The following is a 22,357-nucleotide window of genomic DNA, read 5'->3' as shown; positions in this document are numbered from 1 at the left end:
CTGGGGATTAAACCCTGTGACCCGACAATATGACTTGAAGGTGAGCTGAACATTATACCATCGCAATATTGATCTGGTGTTCTGACAGGCTCGCCCGATAGTTTGGCGCTAATTGCTGGTCAGTAATGACCCGGTGAATAAAATGAGCCGGCCCGATTGGATGGGGATGAATTGCCCCGAATTTAGTGCTATCCGTTAACACAATGTTTTCAGAACATTTTTGTAAGGCCGCATTGACGATGTCAGTGCGCATCATGTCTCTGCCGGTAAACCCGGTTTCCGGATGATAACCGTCAACCCCAATGAATAATTTACTGAAATGAACCTGCTGTAGATTCTGCCGGGTTAGCGGTCCAACCATACTTTCACTGCGTTTCTGGTAAATCCCTCCGAGTAAGATGACTTCACATTCGCAGTCCCGCAGCAAATGAGCAATATAAGCACTGACAGTTATCAGGGTAATATTGCGTTTCTTTCCTAGCAGGCGGGCCAACAGTGCATTGGTACTCCCGCTTTCGATAAAAACTGTTTCTCCGTCATGTACCAGCGACGCGGCATATTCGGCTAGAGCCTGTTTCTGCGGGTAGTTTGTCATCAGGCGGGTTTCGGTATCTTCGCTGTTGATTGCTACTGCAAACCCGTGGACCCGTTTGAGAAATTTACTTTTCTCAAGCGTATTCAGGTCATGCCGGACCGTCACCACAGAAACACCAACCCTCTCCGCGAGTTGGTTGACACTGATTTTCTTTTTTTCTGCTACGAGCTGAAGAATAGTTTGCTGTCTTTCGTTCATCGTCTGGCTTTGTCGGTAAACTTTGGTTATGCACCTATGTTACAAAATTATAAGGACATGCACCTCAAAGAAAATGAATTCATCTGCTTTTATTGCACTCCATCTTTCCTTAATTCTATAGGTGTAATGACTGATAAGCCTTGCTCCAGTCTGCCTCGAACTGATCTAATGCAGCATCTGTTGCCGGTGAGGTGATCAACTGCCTGGCAACGTCAGGAGAGACCGTGACAGCCTGAGCTCCGGACATCAGGCAATCCATGACCTGACGGCTATTTTTAAAGCTGGCGGCCAGTATTTTTGTCTGTGGGGCGTGTAACTGTAACAGTTGATGTAGCTCTGCAACGGTTTCAGTGCCATTGCCGGATAAGGTGTCCAGCCGGTTGACATATGGGGCGATGTATTGGGCTCCGGCCATTGCTGCCAGTAACCCCTGAGCTGAGCTGTATACAGCGGTTCCTAGTACCGGTATTTCTTCTTTTACGAGTCTTTTCATTGCGGTTAACCCTTCGGCTGTCACCGGGATTTTGACTACCAGATTCTCATCAATACTCCGCAGATAGCGAGCTTCTGTGACCATTGAAGCTGCTGTTCTGGCAAGAACCTGAGCAAACAACAGCGGTGATTTACCGAGTTGTTCACGTAACTGACTGAGCAATGTATGAAGATTTTGACCGGAAGCGGCCACGATACTTGGGTTAGTTGTAACACCAGCCAGAGGAAAAACATCCCGGAAGTATTGAACGGCTTCAATGTCGGCGGTGTCCAGATAAAGTTCCATGGCAAAAATTCCTCTTAAGCAGGCATATATTGTGATGCTCAGCATTATATTTAATATCAAACCAATTGCGTTGATCGATATCAATGTATCTTTCGTTAGAAAGTAATTTAATTATCGTACGTTAATATTCTGGTTGCTGACATGATATTCAACATTCAACGTTACTCAACGCATGATGGTCCGGGAATCAGAACCGTCGTTTTTATGAAAGGCTGCTCGCTACGGTGTCGTTGGTGCCAGAATCCGGAAAGTCACCGATATGAACGTGATCTGCTGTTTGATCCGCGGTTATGTTTGTCTGGCTGCACATTGTGTCAGGATGTAGTACCGGATGTGATTCAGCAGGGTGAGGAATGTCTTGATATTGATCGGGTGTCGTTAAGCGAGGATCACTTAAATGCACTGACAGAAGTTTGTCCAGCTGAAGCGTTAACTGTATGCGGTGAAGCTCTGGATATTGAAGATGTGATGCAGATAATTCGCAAGGATAAACATTTCTACGAACAAAGTGGTGGTGGCGTAACTTTATCCGGTGGTGAACCATTTATGACTCCGGAATTCAGCACAGAATTACTTGCACGATGTAAACGGGAAGGGCTGCATACGGCGGTTGAAACCTGTCTCCATGTCCCATGGAAATATATTGAGCCGTCTCTGGATTGTATTGATCTGTTTCTGGCGGACCTGAAACATGTTGACCCGGATATTTTCCGGCAGTGGACCAATGGTAACGTCAGACGTGTCATGAGCCATCTGGAGAAATTATCCGCTCTGGAAAAACCGGTTGTGATTCGGGTGCCTTTAGTCCCGGATTTCAATGCTGATGAAGCGTCAGTGAAAGCTATCGTTGACTATGTCGCGACAACATTATCCTGTAAAGAAATTCATTTTTTGCCCTATCACACGTTAGGAAAACAGAAATATCAGCTGTTGGGCCGGCCTTATCTGGCTTCCGGGAAGAAGCTGGAGGATCCTGAATTGCTGAATTTTTCACGTCATTATGCCCAGGCCAATGGTCTGAGAGTAACTCTGAGAGGATAGAATGATGGTTACACTTAATCTGAAACAGGTAAGTGAGAGAATTCAGGCCCATAAACATGCCCTGATTCATATTGTTCAGCCACCGGTATGTACCGAGCGGGCAGTGCATTACACTGAAATCTATCAACAGCATGCCGATAAGCCTGTTCCGGTGCGCCGGGCGCTGGCGCTGGCTCATCATCTCGAACAGAGAACAATCTGGATCAAACATGATGAACTGATCATTGGCAATCAGGCCAGTCAGGTCCGGGCTGCTCCGGTGTTTCCTGAGTATACGGTGAACTGGATTCTGGCAGAAATTGATGCGTTGGCAGATCGTCCCGGAGCCGGGTTTTCAGTGACTCAGGCAGATAAAGAAACAATTCACAGAGTGCTTCCCTGGTGGCGGGGCCAGACCGTACAGGATCGCTGCTATGGCATTTTTTCTCGGGAACATCAGGATATTCTGGCAAGCGGAATCATTAAAGCCGAAGGAAATATGACATCGGGAGATGCTCATCTGGCCGTAAATTATGCGTTGTTGCTTGAGAAAGGTCTGGACTGGTTACGTGACAATGTCACTCAGCGTCGTGCCCGGATGAACCTGACCGTACTGGAAGATCTGCATGGGAATCAGTTTCTCAGAGCCGTAGAGATAACGCTTGCTGCGGTCAGTCAACATATTCATCGCTATGCGACGCTGGCACGGCAGGAAGCTGTTCATGCTGTATCGGAGCAGCGGAGAAATGAGTTGCTGGCGATTGCCGGGAATTGTGATGTGATCGCCCACAAGCCGCCTCAGACATTCTGGCAGGGTTTGCAACTGGTCTATTTTATTCAACTGTTTCTGCAAATCGAGTCGAATGGGCACTCGGTCTCTTTCGGACGAATGGATCAATTCTTATATCCACTCTACAGAAAAGATGTTGAACAGGAGCGAACCCTGAGCCGGGAAGCTGCGATTGAGCTTTTACAGAGCTGCTGGTTAAAGTTGCTGGAGGTGAACAAAATTCGCTCAGGTACTCATTCAAAAGCCTCTGCGGGGAGTCCGCTTTACCAGAATGTCACGATTGGCGGACAGAAGTTGGTGGAAGGACAGGCAGTTGATGCGGTGAATCCGTTGTCTTATGCCATTCTTGAATCCTGCGGACGTTTACGCTCGACTCAGCCGAATCTGAGTGTCCGCTATCATGCCGGAATGAGTGACGATTTTTTAGATGCCTGTGTGCAGGTGATTCGTTGTGGTTTTGGTATGCCGGCGTTCAACAATGATGAAATCGTTATTCCTGAGTTTATCCGTCTGGGAGTGATGCCGGAAGATGCTTATGAATATGCAGCTATCGGTTGTATTGAGACTGCTGTTGCCGGAAAGTGGGGTTACCGCTGCACCGGGATGAGCTTTATTAATTTCGCCCGGGTGATGTTAGCTACACTGGAAGGCGGACAGGATGCCACATCGGGGCTGACATTCCTGCCACAGGAACAGGCGCTTGCTAAAGGTAATTTTTCTTCATTTGAGGAGGTGATGTCAGCCTGGGACCGGCAGATCCGTTACTACACCAGAAAATCAATTGAGATTGAATATGTGGTTGATACCGTGCTGGAGGAAAATGCGCATGATCTCCTGTGTTCAGCTTTAGTGGATGATTGTATTGAGCGGGCAAAGACGATTAAACAGGGGGGTGCAAGATATGACTGGGTATCCGGTCTGCAAGTCGGAATTGCGAATCTGGGGAATAGTCTGGCTGCGGTAAAAACGTTGGTTTTTGAGCAAGAGATGGTTGCTCAGCAAGAACTGGCTCAGGCATTGTCGGATGATTTTTCCGGATTGGCCCATGAACAGCTTCGTCAGCGTTTGGTACATCGTGCGCCGAAGTATGGCAACGATGATGAGTTTGTTGATCAGTTATTGGTTCGTGCGTATCAGACTTATATTGATGAACTGAAGCAATACCATAACCCGCGCTATGGAAGAGGACCGATTGGCGGTAATTATTACGCCGGAACATCATCTATTTCTGCGAATGTACCGTTTGGCGCGGCAACGATGGCAACACCTGATGGCCGTAAAGCCGGAATGCCATTGGCAGAAGGGGCGAGTCCTGCGTCCGGGACTGATCATCTGGGGCCAACGGCAGTGATGAACTCAGTCGGCAAACTGCCGACTGGCTCGATTCTGGGAGGTGTTTTACTGAATCAGAAACTGAACCCGTCAACACTGGACAATGACAGTGACCGGCGAAAACTGATGTCCCTGTTACGGACATTCTTCAATATTCATCATGGCTGGCATATTCAGTATAACGTTGTCTCCCGCGAAACCTTACTTGAAGCCAAAAAACATCCGGATCAGTATCGGGATCTGGTTGTGCGGGTGGCAGGTTACTCTGCTTTTTTCACGGCGCTGTCTCCGGATACTCAGGATGATATTATCGCCAGAACAGAACATGAGTTGTGATGGTTTGGTGAGAGGCAGGCAAGTGCTGATCAGGGGTTTGTCAACGATGCATGTAATTGCATTTGTGGTTACATAGATAATATGAGCATCATTTCACGTAATTTATGATTTATTTTTGTGTTTGTGGCACATCCTGACCATATTTTCTTTATATTCCGGGGAAGTTACCTGCCAGGTTGTGCTCCATTCAGCCTGATAATTAAAAAACAGCACGCTTGCGTGCAGAAAGTCTCTTGATTAGTTGGATACGTTAACAGGCCAGGGTGGAGGAGATTTCCTCAATTGAGATCTGAATGCTAATCAGGAGATGAGTCCTATGGGTTTAGTTCAGTTATTCTATAGCCGAAACCTTTTCAGCCGGTTTTGGGTTTTTCTCTTCGCTCTATTTTCTCTCTTACCTGTTTTGTATGCTCCTTTGATTCTGGCGGAAGGTATCGTCCGTGGTGATACGAGCCAACAGCGGATTGCCTTTAGTAATTCTTATGTGGGTAGTGATTTTCGCCGGGTGATGGTCCAAAACTGGAAAAATGTTGCCATTCAGGCACAACAGGCCGGCTTAATTAAAGAAGCACCGGTGACCAGTGCAAATAATTCTGCACCGGAGCAGGCTAAGCAAATCCAGAATATGGTACTGGAAGGCTATGATGCCATCGTGATTCTTGCTGCATCGGATACAGCACTGAAGAGTGTTGTCCGTGATGCCTGCAATGCCGGGGTTGTGGTCGTGATTCTTGCCAGCAAAGTGAGTGAGCCCTGTGTCTATGAAGTGAACTACGACTGGGATGAAATGGGGCTGGCTGAGATTGAGTATGTTGCCGGACGCCTTCAGGGAAAAGGTAATCTGTTGGAAATCCGGGGGATATCCGGTGATGCAACGGATGCGGATATCAGTGCTGGTATTCATAAAGCAGCGGAAAAATATCCGGGGTTGAAAATAGTCCACACGGTTTATGGGCAGTGGACGAGTTCTGTGGCGAAAAAAGAGGTTGCGTTAGCTCTGCCTGCACTACCGGAAATTGATGCCATTGTTGATCAGGGAGGAGATGGTTATGGTGCTGCGATGGCTTTCAAAGAAGCCGGACGGCCATTGCCGATTATTGTGATGGGCAACCGGCAGAATGAACTGGCATTCTGGAAACAGGAACGGGATGCAAATGGATACAAGACATTTTCTATTTCTGCGACTCCCAGTATTTCTCAGGTCGGATTCTGGGTTACACAGCAGATTCTGGCCGGAAAACATGTTCCTAAAATTGTGAATGTCCCGTTAGTGACAATATATGACGATGAACTTGATTCATGGCTTGAGAAGATGCCTGTCGGCGGTGCAGCAAACCCGGCATATTCTCAGGAAGATGTGGTGAAAATGATTGATGCCTCGGTGCATCAGTAAAGACTTAGATACGCTGGGCGTTATGATGAAAATCAGATCATTTGAGCACTGGTCTATCACAACCAAAATTACGGTATCGGTGATCTTGCTGGTACTGCTGAATGTGGGTGTCTCTGCTGTTGATCTCTACAGCCTGAAACAGATGAAAAAATCTGTGGAAATGGTCGGCTATGGTTCGGCTGTGATGGTTTCTGTCAATAATGCTGCCAAACGGGTAGAGAATTTTATTTCTTCTCACGATCCATCCCGTCTGGATGAAGTGAAAGCGATTATGGCAGAAAACGTCGAGATACTGGCTCATCTGGATCTGAGGGAGCTGGATACAGTTCATACTGAGGAGGTCTCCTCACTGAAGAGAAGAATGCGTTACTTCTCAAACACCGTCGATGTATTGCGTCTGGCTACCGAAATGATGAATACGGAAATCACCAACATGACCCGTCAGCATATCCAGTTGCAAAATGTTGCAGTAGCAATTGAGAATAATCTTGAACAACGGCGGGAGCGGCTTGAACAACGTATGGACCAGCATGATGCCGGTATGGACAAGGTTTATCATTCGCATCAGATTCTTCAGAGTCTCCGGAACGGGGCACATAAAATGACCTCTGTTTTGTTGCTGTACATGATGGGAAAAGGGAAACCTCAGGAACCTGTTGTGGAGATCAGGCAGGCTTTGCAATCGATGCTTCCGGTTGTGAAGATGCTGAAAGATCTGAATGATGAGGATGAATGGCTGGCTGCAACAAAACAATTGCAGCAGGTTGTTGACCTGACTGATCAGAATGTCCGGTCTTTGTCTGATGATTCACCGACAGACAGTAATGTTCTTTATAGCCAGATGCTGGGTCATTTTGAGGTCATTGACCGGATGATTAACCAAATGGAAAAAGTGGTTGTGGCGAAAGAGAGTATGCTGGGCCGGGCAATGGACGACCTGCGAACCGAAACCGGATTGCTACAGAACTCGGTGAATGTTTCCCGACGATTTGCAGAGCGTGTCGCACATCTGGAAGCCAAAACATTGACATTTCATCTGCTGTCGACTGATGAAGCCGCCGCATCAGTCCATGAAACACTGGATCAACTTGCCCGTTATTCACGTATTTTGCCTTCAGTGAATACTTCAGATAAAACATTAAATTCGGCTGTGACGGTGAATTCTCTGATTGATGGATACCGGGATGCGTTTCTCCGCTTTCGTCAGGCAAGTTATGCGCTTTCCCGGGTTCACCAGAAAGTCCGGGAAGAAGCGGTCCGGACATCCTCACTGGTTTCCCAGTTTGCCCAGGAGCAGCAGGTTGCTGCAGCCAGACATAATGAATGGAGCGAAGTTTCCGGCATGGTGGCCGGAGTGATTACGGCGCTGACAGCTCTGTTTATTGCATGGTCAACCTCCCGCCTGATTGCAAGGCCCATTGTCTCTCTGGCCGCAGTCATGCGCCAACTGGCGACCGGTCATCTGGAAGTCAGTATTACCGGGCTCGAACGGCAGGATGAAGTCGGAAGTATGTCCCGGGCGGTTAAAGTCTTTCAGGAAAATGCGGTCAAAGTCCGGGAGATGGAAGCGGAAGCTAAATCTGAGCGGCAGCGGATTATGTCACAACTTGAGAAGATGGTTGTTGAGCGGACAGAAGACTTACAGCATAAAACCGAAGAACTAGAAGCTCAGGCTACCGAACTGAACAGGGCCAGAATTCAGGCTGAAGCGGCAACCCATGCTAAGTCTGTTTTTCTGGCTAACATGAGTCACGAGCTCAGAACTCCCCTGAATGCGATTCTTGGCTATGCCCAATTGATGCGCCGGGAACCTAATCTGGATGAACGTCAGCATGATGGTCTGAATACGATTATGCAGAGTGGGCACCATTTGCTGACACTGATTAATGACCTGCTGGACTTGTCTAAGATTGAAGCCGGACGACTGGATCTGACACCGGAAGCTGTCGATTTGAAATGTTGTCTGCAAAGCGTTATCGATATTATTCGGATCAAGGCATCTCAGAGAGGCCTGGCACTCAAACTTGATATACCATCACAGATTTTTCCGACGATGTTTCTGGATGAGAAACGTCTGCGTCAGGTTTTATTGAACTTGTTAGGCAATGCGGTGAAGTATACCGACACTGGATATGTCCGTCTGAAAGTTCAGACTGAGCAGCCCGCGACGGATCGGTATGTACAGGTTACTTTCTCGGTGGAAGACAGTGGTATTGGTATCGCCGACGATATGCAGGAAATTATTTTCCATCCATTTGAGCAGGTCGGAGATAAAAAACGCAGAGTTGCCGGAACGGGACTGGGACTGGCCGTCAGTCGGCAACTGGTCAGGCAGATGGGCGGAGACATTCAGGTCAATAGCCAGGTCGGTGTCGGCAGCCAGTTTTATTTTTCTCTGAATCTGTTGATTGTTGAAGAGCATTGTGAGCATAAAACTCACATCAGTCAGGAAAATATTATCGGCTATGAAGGAGAAAGGAAGCGGGTTCTCATTGTGGATGATATTCCGGAAAACCGGATGTTGCTGGTGGATTTACTTGAGGAAATTGGCTTTGAAACATTGGAAGCTAATGATGGTCGAGCCGGTGTAGAACAAGCTTGTGCAGAACGACCGGATTTAATTCTGATGGATATTGTCATGCCAGTGATGGATGGGTTGGAAGCGACCCGGAATATCCGGCAACGCTCTGAGCTGGAAAATATTCCGGTACTGATTGTTTCTGCCAGCGCATCCAATAATGAACTGGCTCAGGGGGAAGCCGCCGGAGCCAATGGGTTTGTCAGCAAACCGATTGACAGAAAGCTATTGTTAGCTCTGATTGGGAAACAGTTGGATTTACAATGGATCACTGATGAGCAGTCGGCTGAACCGGAACTGTCGTCAATCGTTTCAGACACTTCCGGATGGATTGCACCACCCAGAGAGCAACTGGAAGAACTCCGTCATCTGGCATTGATCGGCAATATGCGGGATATCCGCCGTTGGGCTGAAGCACTGAAAGAAGGTGATTCCCGTTATCGTACTTTTGCCGATCATTTGATTGATATGGCAAAAGCTTTTCAATCCCGGTCGATATCCCTGTTGGTCACTGATTTATTGGAAAGGAAATCTGCCATATGAGTATTGTGGAGCATCCGGCACTGAGGCAGCAGCAGAAAGTTATATTGATCATCGATGACACGCCAGCCAATCTGGGCGTGTTAGTTGACGAACTGGATGAGCGGCATTTTCAGGTGCTGGTTGCGGAAGACGGGGAAGAAGGGTTGCAGCGGGCAGCTTATGTGGTACCTGATCTTATCCTGCTGGATGTCATGATGCCGGGAATGAATGGTTTTGAAGTTTGTACTCAGTTGAAGCAGAGCGACAAAACCCGCAAGATTCCGGTTATTTTCATGACGGCTCTGAATGATGTGAAAGATAAAGTAACTGGTTTTGACGTCGGGGGCGTTGATTATATTACTAAGCCTTTCCAGATCGAAGAAGTCGTATCCCGGATCAATACTCATCTGGCTTTGTGCGATATGCAGCATCGCTTATCCGAAAAAAACCGACAACTGATAGAAGAGAGTCAGATCCGCCAGAAAGCGGAAGAGGAGCTACATCGTATTTTACAGGAGCAGCAGCGTTTACTGGAATATTCAGGCGTTGGGATTGCATTTCTACAGAAAAGAAGGATTGTCAGATGTAATCAGAAACTGGCATCGCTGTTTGGTAAAGAGATCGATGCATTGGACAATGTTCCTCTCGAATATCTCTATTCAGTGGAATATCACGATGACTATGTTCATCAGGCAGCTCATCAGTCTTTGGTTCAGGAAGGCGAATATGTTTCAGATATCCGCTATCAGCGACGTGACGGTCAGTGTTTCTGGGGTGAAACGATTCTGACGGCTATCGACCGGAAAGATTTATCTAAGGGTGAAATTCTGGTGATTCATGATATTGATCAGCGGAAACGGACGGAAGCATTGCGAATCGGTCAGGGGCAACTGTTCGAAATGATGGTAACCGGCTCTTCACTGGATGATATTCTGAATAGTTTAATACGTTTGGTTGAAGCCCAGCAGACCGAGACCTGGGGGGCTGTTTTTCTGAAAAATGGAGAACACCTGAAGCTACGGACGGCACCTGCTTTTCCGGATGGATTTGCCGAACAGTATTATATCCGGTTTCCTGACGGTGAATCTGTGGCATCCCGGCTCAGTCCGGATAGTGTCGCTGTTATGAGTGAACAGTCTGTCTGGGTTGAGGATATGCACAAACCAATCACCGGGTGGAAGGACTACTGCACTTTGCTCAGTCAGTTTGGGGTTCACTCGTGCTATGCGATACCGATGCTGACTTCTCAGGGCGATATTCTGGGGACTTTTACCCTCTATTTTCGTGAAAAGTATCAACTCAGTCAGATCGACATGACATTTGCTGATATGGCAACCCGGATTGCAGCGATTGCCATTGAACGTCAGCGTACTGAAGAACGGATTCAGTATCTGGCTCATCATGATACGTTAACCGGATTGCCAAACCGGGCGTTGCTGAATGACCGGTTGAATCAGGGGCTTCTGTGGGCTCAGCGTTATCGGCGGGAAGTTTCCGTTGTCTTGATTGATCTGGACCATTTCAAAATGATCAATGACAGTCTGGGTCACAGTTATGGTGACGAGTTATTACAGATTATTGCCGGGCGACTGGGAGCCTGTATCAGAAAAACCGATACGCTGGCACGCTTAGGTGGCGATGAGTTTGTGATGATTCTGTATAACCGGAGCTTTTTAAGTAAGGTACTGAACCGAATCCGGGAAGTTATTGCACAACCGGTACAGATTGCGGGTCATGAGCTCAGGATTACCAGCAGTATCGGATTTGCCAACTATCCTGATGATGGCCAGACAGTGGAAGCCCTGCTACGAAATGCTGATGTGGCGATGTATCATGCCAAGGAGTTAGGGCGTAATAATTTTCAACATTACTGTCTGGACATGGGAAATGAGGTGCAGGAGCGGCTAATCCTTCAGGAAGGGTTACGACATGCACTGGAAAATCATGAACTTACCTTACATTATCAGCCTCAGTACTGTCTGCATGGTCAGCGTATCATCGGTGTGGAAGCACTATTACGCTGGCAGCACCCTGAATTTGGTGTCATTTCGCCAGTCCGTTTTATCCAGTTGGCAGAAGCTACAGGATTGATTGTTCCCATTGGGGATTGGGTCCTGCAGGCTGCCTGCCAGCAGAATAAGGCATGGCAGGATGCCGGAATGACCGGCCTCTGTATTGCCGTCAATGTATCGGCTCGTCAGTTTCATGAAAAAGATTTACCAGAGCGGGTTGCCATGGCACTAAAAGTCAGTGGACTGGAAGCCCGTTATCTGGAACTGGAAATTACTGAAAGTGTTGTGATGCAGAACCCGCAACAGGCGGTTGAAATTATGAAAAAAATTAATCATATGGGCGTCCGGCTTTCTATTGATGATTTCGGAACGGGTTATTCCAGTCTGAGCGCATTGAAAGATTTTCCGGTCAGCCGGCTGAAAATCGATCGTTCCTTTGTCACGGATCTTCCGGACAACCCGGAAGGATGTAGTATTACCCAGGCTGTGATTGCACTTGGACATAGCCTGGGGCTTAAAGTCATTGCTGAAGGTGTTGAAGATGAAAGACAGTTGGCTTTTCTGCGTCAGCATCGGTGTGATGAAATCCAGGGATATTATCTCTGTCGCCCAGAACCAATGGAAGTGTGTGAAGCCTTCCTGCTGTCACATTTTAAGTGACATACTCAAGTTACCTCAAATGGCTATCTCATCCTGAAATATTCCCGGTGAAAGTTACTGGGTGGCAGACCTGAAGCAACCAGTTGTTCCCGAAGTTGATCACCAAAGCCTTCAGGGCCGCAGAAGCTGACGGAGCCGGTTGATAAACGGATAGTCTTCTCTATGGTTTGGATACTCAGCCGACCTTGTGTTCCGGAAGTTACAATATGGAATTCCACATTACTCAGACGTGAGAGTAGTGGATGGATGATTTTTTCAAAGAATGTTTCTGACTCTGACTTCCGGCAGTAGAACAGATGAATTGTCTCTATCTGCTGTTGTGGATTGTAGGAAAGCCAGTAGAGCCAGGCAATAAACGGAACGATTCCTACACCGGCACCAATCCAGATCTGCTCTGTCTGTTTCGGTATGTGGAAATGACCATATCCACCTTCAATAATAATTTCCTGATTCTCATGCAACTGATGCATTAATTGATGGGTGTAATCTCCCAAGTCTTTAATTGCAAATTCGACGGTCTGTTTTTCTTTGTCGTAATTTAAAATTGAAAAAGGATGAGGCGGTTCTCCGTCCTGAAAATCAATATATGCAAATTGTCCGGCTTTATATTTAATCTTATTTTTCAACTGGGCTGAAAAATAAATAAGGCTGGAAGAAATGTCATGGTAATCAAATTGTTGTATTCCAATAACCCGGCCGAGTGTTTTTTGATGTCGACCGATATTACCTGTCAGTGAAATAAACGCACATAATACGCCAATACCGCTCATGAGAATGATTGCTATATTCATGGGAACAGATGACCAGTTGTCTCCCATGAGAAGAACACTATGAAAGACCGAGACAATAAATATCAGCCCACCGATTTTATGGATTCCACGGAATTGCCGGTAGGTGATGGCCTGAATAAGACTGATTGCAGCAAAAATAAGAAAAACATAGAAAAGATATTCTCCGACATGTCTGGCAAGTCCTTCCCAGCTTTGACCTGAACCGGAGAATCGGTGCATCCGGAGTGGGCGGCTCAGTAATCCCAGTTGTACCAGCCATTTTGGCAGTTGAGCAAGTCCCCAGTGAATAATAAGTAAAATGAGCGATGCAATTCCCATCTGTTTATGCAGTGCATACCCCTTATCCAGTCCGTGAACCAGTGTTTCAACCCAACGCCACCGGACGGCCAGAATCATTCCCACAGTCATACAGGAGAGTGCCAGAATTCCGGACAGCATGATCAACTGATGACGCCAATAGAAAAAGCCAGCCTGTTCATTCCAGCTGAACAAAACTGAAGGGAGCCATAATAAGGTGATCATAAGAATAAATTTTTTCATCAATGCAACTCGATTCATCTCTATACTTTTAATATAGGTCGCCGTATAGAGAAGCTGAAATAGCTTTAATCTACTTTACTCTTCCTTGCATAAATTTACATTTATCTGTGTTATCAGTTGCCTTTTATTTGATTGGATAATGATATTATTGTCATTTTTTTTGTGTGTCTACCAAGGATAATGATGGGTAAGATCGAGAGGCTTATCTGTTGTTTTTAATTAATTTGGCGCCGGGCAAAGACACTTCTTCTTTAATATTGAAGCGTTATTATGCATTTACTTTGCATGCCATGAGGGGAAACTCAGATAGTATTTTTTTGTGTTCTTGTTACTTGATCAAATTTTCGAATGCTTTTGCTTTATTTTTGTTACATTTTCTGGAAAGTTATCAATCATTTCCTATGATTTTGTTAAGTAATTGTATGAAGCATGCCCAAGCAGTCTCGAGGTACTGGGTTCAGAATGTCTTCAGATGGCCTTCTGGCGCCGTATCGTACAGTCACTTGGGGATAAATATAACGATTGAGTATTACCCCTGAGAGTTTTTTATGAATTATAACAATATAAAGCAATTGAGTCAGCTAAGCCCGCAGCAATGGAATCTGGTACTTTTTATTCTTCAGCTCCCTTTCTTGTCTTACTTTATTTCACAACAGCTTTGGTGGTGGAGTTGTGCACAAGCTTTGTTTGGTACGATCGTATTTTTTACCCTGAAGTCATTTCACCGTTTGCTAGTTGTGACACAGGAAGCTGCAATTGAACTGTCTGAAGGTGATTTGAGAACCAGAATCCGGACTGATCGTGAGGGAAGTCATCCTCTTTATCGTTCTTTTAACCGAATTGGTGAAGATGTTTCAAGAACTGTTGGTGCATTGGGATCCACTTCTGCGGCTTTACTGAATGTCGCCGAATCCGTAAAAAGAGATTCGGAAGTTTCTAAAACCGGTGCGTTACAGCAAAGGAATGATGTTGAACAGGCAGCCCAGATTGTCGGGCATCTTGTTGAAACAACCCGGCAGGTTGCGCACTTTACGGAGACATCATCGGGATATGCTAATGAGGCCAAAAATCAGGCCGATGATGGTTGCAGAGGTATGGAACTGCTGGAAAAAGCTTTACATACGGCGAGTGAACAGATTGAGATGTCACACCAGCATATCACTTCTCTCGAAGCGGAAAGTGTCAGTATCGGGCAGGTGCTCGGAACGATTAATGATATTGCAGAGCAAACAAATCTACTGGCTCTGAATGCAGCGATAGAGGCTGCCCGGGCCGGAGAACAAGGACGGGGATTTGCGGTGGTTGCCGATGAAGTCCGGACACTGGCAACCCGGACACAGACAGCTACGAATGATATTCATGATCGGATTGAAGCATTGCGCGGTAGTATCAATACTGTGGTTCTGGCGATGCAGAAAAACAGCGAATGTATGCAGGAATCGATGGGGATTGTCGGGCAGACCAGTCAGTCTTTTTCCCAGTTACTGGATAAGATTGCTGATATCAAAGAGCAGAGCAATCAGATTACGTCCTCCCTTGATGAGCAAGTCAATGCGACGGTTGATTTAGAACACTGTCTGTCAGAAATTTCTGTGGTGGCAAAGGAAAATGTCAGGGCAACGCAGGAAACATTGCTGGCAAGTGTTACGGTACAGAATATATCTGGTGAGATTAATTCGTTATTACATCGTTTTGCGACTGACCGCCGTCAGCTTGAAGAAGAAGATAAGCAAAGGAATAAATTGATCGAGTGGGGACCGTCACTCGATTTGAATATCAAAGAAATCAACCGTCAGCATCAGACATTAGTCCATCTGATCAATGAGCTGAACCATTTGCTGAATAATGGTTATGGACTGGCTTCGATTAAGCGGGTTGTACAGGGACTGATCGACTATACGGCAAACCATTTCCAGTATGAGGAAACATTATTTGATCAATTCCATTATGTGAATGAACATGAACACGTTGGTGCGCATCACCGGTTAGTTGAGCAGGTACTTGGTTTCCAGAAGCGGGTCGAAAATGGAGAAGATATCGGTAAAGAGCTGATGTCATTCCTGCAGGATTGGTTAACACTACATATCCAAAAAGAAGATAAACAGTATGTTGCATGTTTCCATGAACATGGTATTCAGTGAGTGGATAGTATCGTCAGACTGGCGGAAAGAAAATCGTCGTGAAAAAATATCCCTTCAGATGATGATCTGAAGGGATAGGAAAACATAAATAGGTATTAATTAGGCAATTGCCAAAAGAATACTGCCAATTGTTGCCGCTGCGGAAAGATATTGCCCCGCAGAGTATGAACTGTCGTCTTCCTCTTTCAATTTTTCAGGATGTTCCATTCCCAAGGCACCATAAGTAAATGACTCTACTTTATCGCCGACACTTTTTCCTTCAGCAGCCTTGTTTTCTTTGTCTATCTCCTGAAGTGCGGCAAGTAAAGCTTTCCCTTCGGCAGATAATGTTACTTTATTCTGCTCGACTTTCGTGAGTTCATTCGCTTTATTCTGGGCACTCTGAGTCGCCGGTGTCGCTTGTTTTGCTTTAACCGACTGAGGTGAATACAAAGTTGTAGATCCTGCTTTTACTGGGTCCATAACATTCTCCTGCCCATCTCCTTTTATGTTAACGGAGGTTAAAGAAAAAACTTGAGAATTTTTTCTCAATTTTTCATTGATAGAACAGCAAAAAGTGTGCCCGAAAACTCTCCCGGTATTTATATTCTCCGGTAAACCCGCAAGAGAAAGTCTGCTTCGCAGTGGAATTGATCCTGCTGTTGTAATGTTGTTTTTACAGTATCGCTGGCCCGCCAGGCAAAAGGTGTCATTTGTAGTAGATTACAGGCATCCGTTCCATTCATTTGCATTGGGTAGTGGAGTTGTTCTTCATGCACCGGTACAAAACCCTCAATCGATTCTGCTTGTTCATCATGCAGACGGACTTCCTGATAAATCAGTTCTTTCAACTGATAAAGATGGCGAGCCGCCGGAGTCACCGTGACCAGTATTCCGTCTGTTTTCAGACAACGTTGTAGCTCTTCTGCTTTACATGGAGCATAAATACGCAGAATGGCATCAACACTCTGTTTAGCAAACGGCAGACGATGGCTGGAAGCAATACAAAACCGGCAATTGGGATATCGTTTGGCCGCATAACGAATTGCCGGTTTAGAAACATCCAGTCCGTAGACATGCAGATCAGGAGCGTTAGTGTGCAGCGTTTCGGCAACATGGGTGGTGTAGTAACCTTCGCCACAGCCGATATCCAATAGGAGAGATGCAGGTTGTGCTATAAATTGTGTACAGATCTGAGCAACTCTATTCCGCATAGCAGCATAGTAACCCTGTTCCAGAAAATGACGTCTGGCTTGCATCATTTCTTTATTATCTCCGGGATCTTTGGAGCGCTTATGCTGGACGGGCATCAGGTTGACATACCCTTCTTTGGCAATATCAAACTGATGGTGATTAGTACAGCGAAAACTACCGGATTCTTTCTGTAATGGAGTGTCACACAATGGACATTGATAGGACATAACCAGCCTCGTATCGATTCGGAGGCGGGCAGTGTATCGGGTTCTGCCGGAAATAAAAAGTTTATATCCAGTGATTCTCGCTTGAAGATACGTTGCCCGCAACCGACTGGTTAATCTGAGACAGTGAGTGTGGTTTTCAGTTGATGTTGTTCTCCGGGCTGGAGTGTGATACCCGCTGAAATACAGGGTGAATGTACTGTCGACTCAATACAAAGCATTGTCTGATAACCGTCGTCGGTCATATCGGCCATGGATTGTGCTCCCTGTAACCAAGGGTTCCATAAGACTGTCGAGTTATGTCCGTCATTTTCAACCAGAATATCCCGTTTCAGGACCGGGTCATGCAGCCGGATTAGAGGCTCTGGTGTCGTGTAGACACGATCAATCGTATCGGTGAGCTGCAATACTTCATCACCCTGACAGATGATATTGTCTTGCAAATTGTCAATATATTCCCGGCCCATACCAGTTGTCGTTGTTTGCCGGATATCTCCGACTTGCAGATATGTATGCAGTGCGCCAGAAAAAGTCCAGGGTTTTTCATCTCTGTTTGTTATTTCCAGAGTTACCTGAAGTGTTTCACTAATAGCAACATGAAGAAGCAGGCTGAATTGATATGGCCAAATTGCCAGTGTTTCATCATTGGCTGTGAGTCCCAGTGTGACGACGACACCTTCTTCACTCTCCCGATGTTCAACGAGTGTCCATTGTTGAGTCCGGGCAAAACCATGAGAAGGTGAACCAATCCGGGCAAACCAGGGCCAGCATACGGGAATTCCGCCACGTAATGCAGTTTTTCCATCAAAAATAGCAGCCTCGCTCATCCATATTAAGTCTGCTTTTCCGGTGGGTTGAAAGGAAATGACATGTCCGCCGTGTAAAGAAATGCCGGCAGTTGCCTTATCGTGTATGACACGCACAATTTTCGTGTTGTCTTTTTCTACGATCGTCACGCAGTTAGAAAGATTAGTCAGGGTAGGTAATGTATGTAAATCCATCTTTTCATCCTCGCATTCTTGTTTTATCCGGAGACTGAAAAACTAAATACCTGAAAATATAAAAGGCGGCTCAGAGCCGCCTTTCAAATCAGTTCAGACTGAAGCTACATTACTTAGAGATGTGAGCAATCAGGTCCAGAACTTTGTTTGAATAACCGATTTCGTTGTCGTACCAAGATACAACTTTCACGAATTTGTCAGTCAGAGCGATACCAGCAGCTGCATCGAATACAGATGTGCAAGTTTCACCGATGAAGTCTTGAGATACAACTGCATCTTCAGTGTAGCCCAGAACGCCTTTCAGTTCGCCTTCAGAAGCTGCTTTCATTGCTGCACAGATAGCTTCGTAAGATGCTGCTTTTTCCAGGTTAACAGTCAGGTCAACAACAGAAACGTTAGCTGTTGGTACACGGAAAGCCATACCAGTTAGTTTGCCGTTTACTGCTGGAAGTACAACACCTACAGCTTTAGCTGCACCAGTTGAAGATGGGATGATGTTCTGAGAAGCACCACGACCACCACGCCAGTCTTTAGCAGAAGGACCGTCAACAGTTTTCTGAGTCGCAGTTGTTGCGTGAACTGTAGTCATCAGACCAGACTCGATACCGAAGTTGTCATTCAGAACTTTAGCGATAGGCGCCAGACAGTTAGTTGTACAAGAAGCGTTAGAAACGATGTCCTGACCAGCATAAGCGTCGAAGTTTACACCGTTAACGAACATTGGAGTTGCATCTTTAGAAGGACCAGTCATTACAACTTTTTTCGCACCAGCTTCAATGTGCTTACGTGCAGTTTCGTCAGTCAGGAACAGGCCAGTTGCTTCTGCAACCACGTCAACACCAATTGCGTCCCATTTCAGATCTGCTGGGTTACGTTCTGCTGTTACACGTACAGTTGTACCGTTAACGATCAGGTTACCGTCTTTTACTTCAACAGTACCGTTGAAACGACCGTGAGTTGAGTCATATTTCAACATGTATGCCATGTATTCAACATCGATCAGGTCATTGATACCAACAACTTCGATGTCGTTGCGTTCTTGTGCTGCACGGAAAACAAAACGGCCGATACGGCCAAAACCGTTAATACCTACTTTGATAGTCATTGTAGTTGCTCCACAACTTAATTTCTTGATTAAAGATAACTGGTAGTAAAATTACAGAAACCAACTCTTCTCTGCAACCGATAATCCTACTTTAATTGTTTAAAATCAAAAAAGTGAAACTTTCTTTATATCGGTTACACTTATTCCACAATCTGGTATCTGCCAGCTACCAGTTGATTTAGAATACCGAAGCCTCCATGGTATTCTAAAAAGTCTCAACGAATGATGTTAAGGTGTTGAAGTATGTGCTACAACACAACAAATGTGCAAGTTTTTCATGAAAAAAACATGATAAAAATAAGTAAACAGGAGAAAGCCACCAAACATGAGCAGTGAGGTTATGAATAAGGTTAAAAAGTCAGAAATTCAATGGCGTCAACAGCTTACGGATGAACAGTTTCGGGTTTGCCGCCAACAGGGGACAGAATTACCGTTTTCGGGAACATTGCTTCATAATAAAGAGACCGGAATTTATCTGTGTACATGCTGCCATACCCCGCTATTTTCATCGGATCATAAATATGATTCCGGATGTGGCTGGCCAAGTTTTGATGCCCCGCTCAGCGCGGAATCAATCCGATATTTACAGGATGATAGTCATGGTATGAGCCGGATTGAAATTCGTTGTGCAGCCTGTGACAGCCACCTTGGACATGTTTTTAATGATGGTCCCCGGACGACCGGTGAACGTTATTGCGTAAATTCAGTGTCGTTAATTTTCAACAAAAATACACAAGAGCGGTGATTTTTCCACCGCTTTTGTATTATTTGTACAGAATGTTCATTTTTTAAACTCAGGCATCATAGATGGATGATATTCCTTGTCTTCTACTGCATCAATAATCATATCTGCAATATCATCCAACATGTCGAACTTTTCTTCACTGAATCCGTACATGAGGCGCATACTCTCTGGAGATGCGACCGATACACCGAAATGTTTACCGACGATTGCCCAAATGTAAGAAGCTTCCTGACGATGGCGCAGTTGATTCAGACTGGCTAATGACTCAAAAATACTAGTGTTTAATTTTTCCGGGTCGGATAGTTCCAGTGCATGATTGAGAAGTTTGATTGTTTTTTCTTTGTCTCTGTCGATATAGAAAGTCGCGAGAGCATATTGAAGATCGGCACTTTCCATCTCTGGCTTGCCTTCCAGTTGTAAAAATTTCCGACGAGCCTGAGTGTCTCCCGTCTGGCTCCACAGGAAATAGAGCGAAGACGGTGTATTGTATTTCATAAGTTCTTTTTCAAGGCGTTCCATGTTTTTACCGGAGCTCAGCAATGCATTAAAACGCCTTTGTTTTAATTCTGCTTGATCGATCGGCTGGATTTGGGCCGCAACTTCCAGACACTGTTTGTATTTCTGGGTCAGTTCGTATTCTGTGATTTTATTGACATCAGTCGGGTTTTTATTCACTTTCAGACGGTGCCAGATCAGGTTGGTTCTGGCGACCCGGCATTGGCCGTCATTGATATTCAGTTCTTCACACCGGAGCTCCGGGTTATCCTGGCAGAGTTTATCCGTATTTCTGGTATTCTCCAGACACCCGCTCAGCAGGAATACGGTGATAGCAAGACTGGCGTACTTAATTTGTTGCTGCATGATATAGCCTGTGATCATATACAATTATTTATTCCACATCTCTTGACGTTAGCGGCTGACACTTCATTATGTTGAGCTGTTTCTTACAACCAACTATCCGGGATACACGATGGATACTCAACAACTGATCGATGCGATTACACCTGAGGCCTACCAGCGTTTACTTTATGCGGTAGAAACCGGTAAGTGGCCTGAAGGTACGACACTTTCTCAGCAACAGCGAGACTCATGTATTCAGGCTGTGATGTTGTACCAGTCTAAGCATAATTCAGAACCTGAACATATGACAGTTGCAGCGGGAGGAGAAATCTGTTTCAAATCGAAATCTGAGCTGAAAAAACAGTTTCAGAAAGAACAGAAAGAAGAAGAGATTTTCCGGGTTAATCCAAATCAGGCTGACTGAGGTTCCGGCGAAAATGTATTCCCGGAACATACCGGGAATACAACATAATCTGTTTTGCAAGAGAGCCCTTACAGGGTCATTTCTCCCCGCAGAACTTTTTGCATTTCTGACTTTACGGTTTCGTAGTCGAGTCCTTTGCTCAGAAGATAGTGAAGTTTTGCCAGTGCAGCTTCCGGTGTCATGTCATAACCACTGATGACTCCGGCTTCAGCCAGTGCACTTCCGGTCGCATAGCCGCCCATATTGACTTTTCCGGCAAGACACTGCGTCAGGTTTACCACAATTACACCACGTTCAGACGCTGCTTTTAGCTGGGCGAGCAGCTCAGGGTTTTGCGGAGCATTTCCTACCCCGAAAGTCAGAAGAATCATGGCGTTAACCGGTTGCAGTAACGTATTGCGAATCACTTCATGGGAAATCCCGGGATACATGGTGATCACCCCAATCGGTTGTGGCGTGATATCACTGACCTGGAATGCACCTGCCGGCTGTTGGTTCACTACTACATGGCTGCTTACGGAAATATTGATACCGGCTTCCAGCAGGGGAGGCAGATTTGGTGAAGTGAAAGCATTGAAGCCATCAGCATGAGATTTGGTGCTACGATTTCCCCGCATCAACTGGTTGTTAAAAAACAGAGTGACTTCGTTGATTGGGTAGTTTGCGGCAATATGCAATGCATTAAGCAGGTTTGCCTGACCGTCAGAGCGTAATTCTGCCAACGGAATCTGGGAACCGGTCACAATCACGGGTTTCCCCAGATTCTCCAGCATGAATGACAAAGCCGAGGCAGTATAAGCCATCGTATCCGTGCCGTGAAGAATGACGAAACCATCATATTTATCGTAGTTTTTCCGGATATCATCGGCGATAAGCTGCCAGTCTTTGGGTGTCATGTCGGATGAATCAATGAGAGGATCATACTCATGAATTGTATATTCAGGCATTTCCGGACGATGAAACTCGGGCATACTGGCGAGCTGCTTTTCCATAAAGCCAGCAACCGGGACATAGCCGTGTGATGATTTCTGCATACCAATGGTACCGCCCGTATAGGCAATATAGATATGTTTTCTTGCCATTGCTTGAAGTTACTCTTATATCAGGATCAGGGAGTGCGATTATAGCGAAATCATGCACAATAAAAAGGGCGACACTG

The 22,357-nt window shown here is 45.8% G+C and carries 17 protein-coding genes; 8 read left to right on the top strand and 9 right to left on the bottom strand.

The features are described 5' to 3' along the window. Positions 1–52: 52 nt before the first annotated feature. Together OCU74_RS10250 and OCU74_RS10245 are read right to left on the bottom strand one after the other, a co-directional pair. Positions 53–793: a DeoR/GlpR family DNA-binding transcription regulator gene (locus OCU74_RS10250; protein WP_087479631.1), complete on the bottom strand. Its 741-nt coding sequence runs from the start codon at positions 791–793 to the stop codon at positions 53–55. Between the two features lie 115 nt (positions 794–908). Then, positions 909–1,571: a fructose-6-phosphate aldolase gene (locus OCU74_RS10245; protein WP_087479630.1), complete on the bottom strand. Its 663-nt coding sequence runs from the start codon at positions 1,569–1,571 to the stop codon at positions 909–911. Positions 1,572–1,712: 141 nt separating this feature from the next. Here OCU74_RS10245 and OCU74_RS10240 point away from each other — a divergent pair, with 141 nt between their 5' ends. The 5 genes from OCU74_RS10240 to OCU74_RS10220 all read left to right on the top strand — a co-directional run bounded on the left by OCU74_RS10240 (position 1,713) and on the right by OCU74_RS10220 (position 12,214). Then, positions 1,713–2,612: a glycyl-radical enzyme activating protein gene (locus OCU74_RS10240; RefSeq protein WP_087479629.1), complete on the top strand. Its 900-nt coding sequence runs from the start codon at positions 1,713–1,715 to the stop codon at positions 2,610–2,612. A 1-nt stretch (position 2,613) separates the two neighbouring features. Next, entirely contained in the window at positions 2,614–5,049 is a 2,436-nt protein-coding gene (locus tag OCU74_RS10235) for a formate C-acetyltransferase/glycerol dehydratase family glycyl radical enzyme (protein WP_234993530.1), read from the top strand. 316 nt (positions 5,050–5,365) lie between these two features. Then, positions 5,366–6,442 carry an ABC transporter substrate-binding protein gene (locus OCU74_RS10230; protein ID WP_200807657.1) on the top strand — a complete coding sequence of 359 codons (1,077 nt, stop codon included), beginning with the start codon at positions 5,366–5,368 and terminating at the stop codon, positions 6,440–6,442. A 22-nt stretch (positions 6,443–6,464) separates the two neighbouring features. Beyond that, complete coding sequence (locus OCU74_RS10225) at positions 6,465–9,563, top strand: response regulator (protein WP_159457384.1); 3,099 nt, start codon at positions 6,465–6,467, stop codon at positions 9,561–9,563. After that, complete coding sequence (locus OCU74_RS10220) at positions 9,560–12,214, top strand: EAL domain-containing protein (RefSeq protein WP_087479626.1); 2,655 nt, start codon at positions 9,560–9,562, stop codon at positions 12,212–12,214. Before OCU74_RS10225 ends, OCU74_RS10220 begins: the two co-directional genes overlap by 4 nt. Positions 12,215–12,237: 23 nt before the next feature. Here OCU74_RS10220 and OCU74_RS10215 read toward each other — a convergent pair whose 3' ends face one another. Beyond that, positions 12,238–13,527 carry a ferredoxin reductase family protein gene (locus OCU74_RS10215; protein WP_159457383.1) on the bottom strand — a complete coding sequence of 430 codons (1,290 nt, stop codon included), beginning with the start codon at positions 13,525–13,527 and terminating at the stop codon, positions 12,238–12,240. A 566-nt stretch (positions 13,528–14,093) separates the two neighbouring features. Here OCU74_RS10215 and OCU74_RS10210 point away from each other — a divergent pair. Further along, the gene (locus OCU74_RS10210) at positions 14,094–15,686 is read left to right on the top strand and encodes a bacteriohemerythrin (protein WP_087479624.1); all 1,593 of its coding nucleotides are present in this window, start codon (positions 14,094–14,096) and stop codon (positions 15,684–15,686) included. A 99-nt stretch (positions 15,687–15,785) separates the two neighbouring features. Here the strand turns inward: OCU74_RS10210 and OCU74_RS10205 are convergent, their stop codons facing one another. From OCU74_RS10205 to gapA, 4 genes are all read right to left on the bottom strand, one after another. Further along, entirely contained in the window at positions 15,786–16,148 is a 363-nt protein-coding gene (locus OCU74_RS10205) for a hypothetical protein (RefSeq protein ID WP_087479623.1), read from the bottom strand. Between the two features lie 119 nt (positions 16,149–16,267). Continuing rightward, positions 16,268–17,086 carry a 23S rRNA (guanine(745)-N(1))-methyltransferase gene (gene rlmA, locus OCU74_RS10200; protein ID WP_087479622.1) on the bottom strand — a complete coding sequence of 273 codons (819 nt, stop codon included), beginning with the start codon at positions 17,084–17,086 and terminating at the stop codon, positions 16,268–16,270. 110 nt (positions 17,087–17,196) lie between these two features. Further along, a complete protein-coding gene (locus OCU74_RS10195; protein WP_087479621.1) occupies positions 17,197–18,084 on the bottom strand; it encodes a D-hexose-6-phosphate mutarotase in 888 nt (295 codons plus the stop codon). Positions 18,085–18,193: 109 nt separating this feature from the next. After that, entirely contained in the window at positions 18,194–19,189 is a 996-nt protein-coding gene (gene gapA, locus OCU74_RS10190) for a glyceraldehyde-3-phosphate dehydrogenase (RefSeq protein WP_087479620.1), read from the bottom strand. A gap of 340 nt (positions 19,190–19,529) precedes the next feature. On the opposite strand from gapA, the gene msrB reads away from it, so the two are divergent. After that, positions 19,530–19,934 carry a peptide-methionine (R)-S-oxide reductase MsrB gene (msrB, locus tag OCU74_RS10185; RefSeq protein WP_234993529.1) on the top strand — a complete coding sequence of 135 codons (405 nt, stop codon included), beginning with the start codon at positions 19,530–19,532 and terminating at the stop codon, positions 19,932–19,934. Between the two features lie 36 nt (positions 19,935–19,970). Here msrB and OCU74_RS10180 read toward each other — a convergent pair whose 3' ends face one another. Next, complete coding sequence (locus OCU74_RS10180) at positions 19,971–20,795, bottom strand: DUF2989 domain-containing protein (protein ID WP_087480109.1); 825 nt, start codon at positions 20,793–20,795, stop codon at positions 19,971–19,973. A gap of 109 nt (positions 20,796–20,904) precedes the next feature. On the opposite strand from OCU74_RS10180, the gene OCU74_RS10175 reads away from it, so the two are divergent. Then, on the top strand, positions 20,905–21,198 hold the full coding sequence (locus OCU74_RS10175) for a YeaC family protein (RefSeq protein ID WP_087479618.1): 294 nt from the start codon (positions 20,905–20,907) through the stop codon (positions 21,196–21,198). Between the two features lie 68 nt (positions 21,199–21,266). Here OCU74_RS10175 and ansA read toward each other — a convergent pair whose 3' ends face one another. Further along, positions 21,267–22,280, bottom strand: coding sequence for an asparaginase (gene ansA, locus OCU74_RS10170; RefSeq protein WP_087479617.1), 1,014 nt, complete (start codon positions 22,278–22,280; stop codon positions 21,267–21,269). Positions 22,281–22,357: the final 77 nt, after the last annotated feature.

The organism is Vibrio mangrovi, assembly GCF_024346955.1.
Taxonomy (GTDB): Bacteria; Pseudomonadota; Gammaproteobacteria; order Enterobacterales; family Vibrionaceae; genus Vibrio; species Vibrio mangrovi.
The sequence above is the reverse complement of the archived record's forward strand: the minus strand, read 5'-3'. Positions and strand labels throughout refer to the sequence as shown.

Bases quoted from the DNA above. Each gene is read 5' to 3' on its own strand.
- OCU74_RS10250 (WP_087479631.1), bottom strand. From the start codon at position 793: ATGAACGAAAGACAGCAAACTATTCTTCAGCTCGTAGCAGAAAAAAAG.
- OCU74_RS10245 (WP_087479630.1), bottom strand. From the start codon at position 1,571: ATGGAACTTTATCTGGACACCGCCGACATTGAAGCCGTTCAATACTTC.
- OCU74_RS10240 (WP_087479629.1), top strand. From the start codon at position 1,713: ATGATATTCAACATTCAACGTTACTCAACGCATGATGGTCCGGGAATC.
- OCU74_RS10235 (WP_234993530.1), top strand. From the start codon at position 2,614: ATGATGGTTACACTTAATCTGAAACAGGTAAGTGAGAGAATTCAGGCC.
- OCU74_RS10230 (WP_200807657.1), top strand. From the start codon at position 5,366: ATGGGTTTAGTTCAGTTATTCTATAGCCGAAACCTTTTCAGCCGGTTT.
- OCU74_RS10225 (WP_159457384.1), top strand. From the start codon at position 6,465: ATGATGAAAATCAGATCATTTGAGCACTGGTCTATCACAACCAAAATT.
- OCU74_RS10220 (WP_087479626.1), top strand. From the start codon at position 9,560: ATGAGTATTGTGGAGCATCCGGCACTGAGGCAGCAGCAGAAAGTTATA.
- OCU74_RS10215 (WP_159457383.1), bottom strand. From the start codon at position 13,527: ATGATCACCTTATTATGGCTCCCTTCAGTTTTGTTCAGCTGGAATGAA.
- OCU74_RS10210 (WP_087479624.1), top strand. From the start codon at position 14,094: ATGAATTATAACAATATAAAGCAATTGAGTCAGCTAAGCCCGCAGCAA.
- OCU74_RS10205 (WP_087479623.1), bottom strand. From the start codon at position 16,148: ATGGACCCAGTAAAAGCAGGATCTACAACTTTGTATTCACCTCAGTCG.
- rlmA (WP_087479622.1), bottom strand. From the start codon at position 17,086: ATGTCCTATCAATGTCCATTGTGTGACACTCCATTACAGAAAGAATCC.
- OCU74_RS10195 (WP_087479621.1), bottom strand. From the start codon at position 18,084: ATGGATTTACATACATTACCTACCCTGACTAATCTTTCTAACTGCGTG.
- gapA (WP_087479620.1), bottom strand. From the start codon at position 19,189: ATGACTATCAAAGTAGGTATTAACGGTTTTGGCCGTATCGGCCGTTTT.
- msrB (WP_234993529.1), top strand. From the start codon at position 19,530: ATGAATAAGGTTAAAAAGTCAGAAATTCAATGGCGTCAACAGCTTACG.
- OCU74_RS10180 (WP_087480109.1), bottom strand. From the start codon at position 20,795: ATGCAGCAACAAATTAAGTACGCCAGTCTTGCTATCACCGTATTCCTG.
- OCU74_RS10175 (WP_087479618.1), top strand. From the start codon at position 20,905: ATGGATACTCAACAACTGATCGATGCGATTACACCTGAGGCCTACCAG.
- ansA (WP_087479617.1), bottom strand. From the start codon at position 22,280: ATGGCAAGAAAACATATCTATATTGCCTATACGGGCGGTACCATTGGT.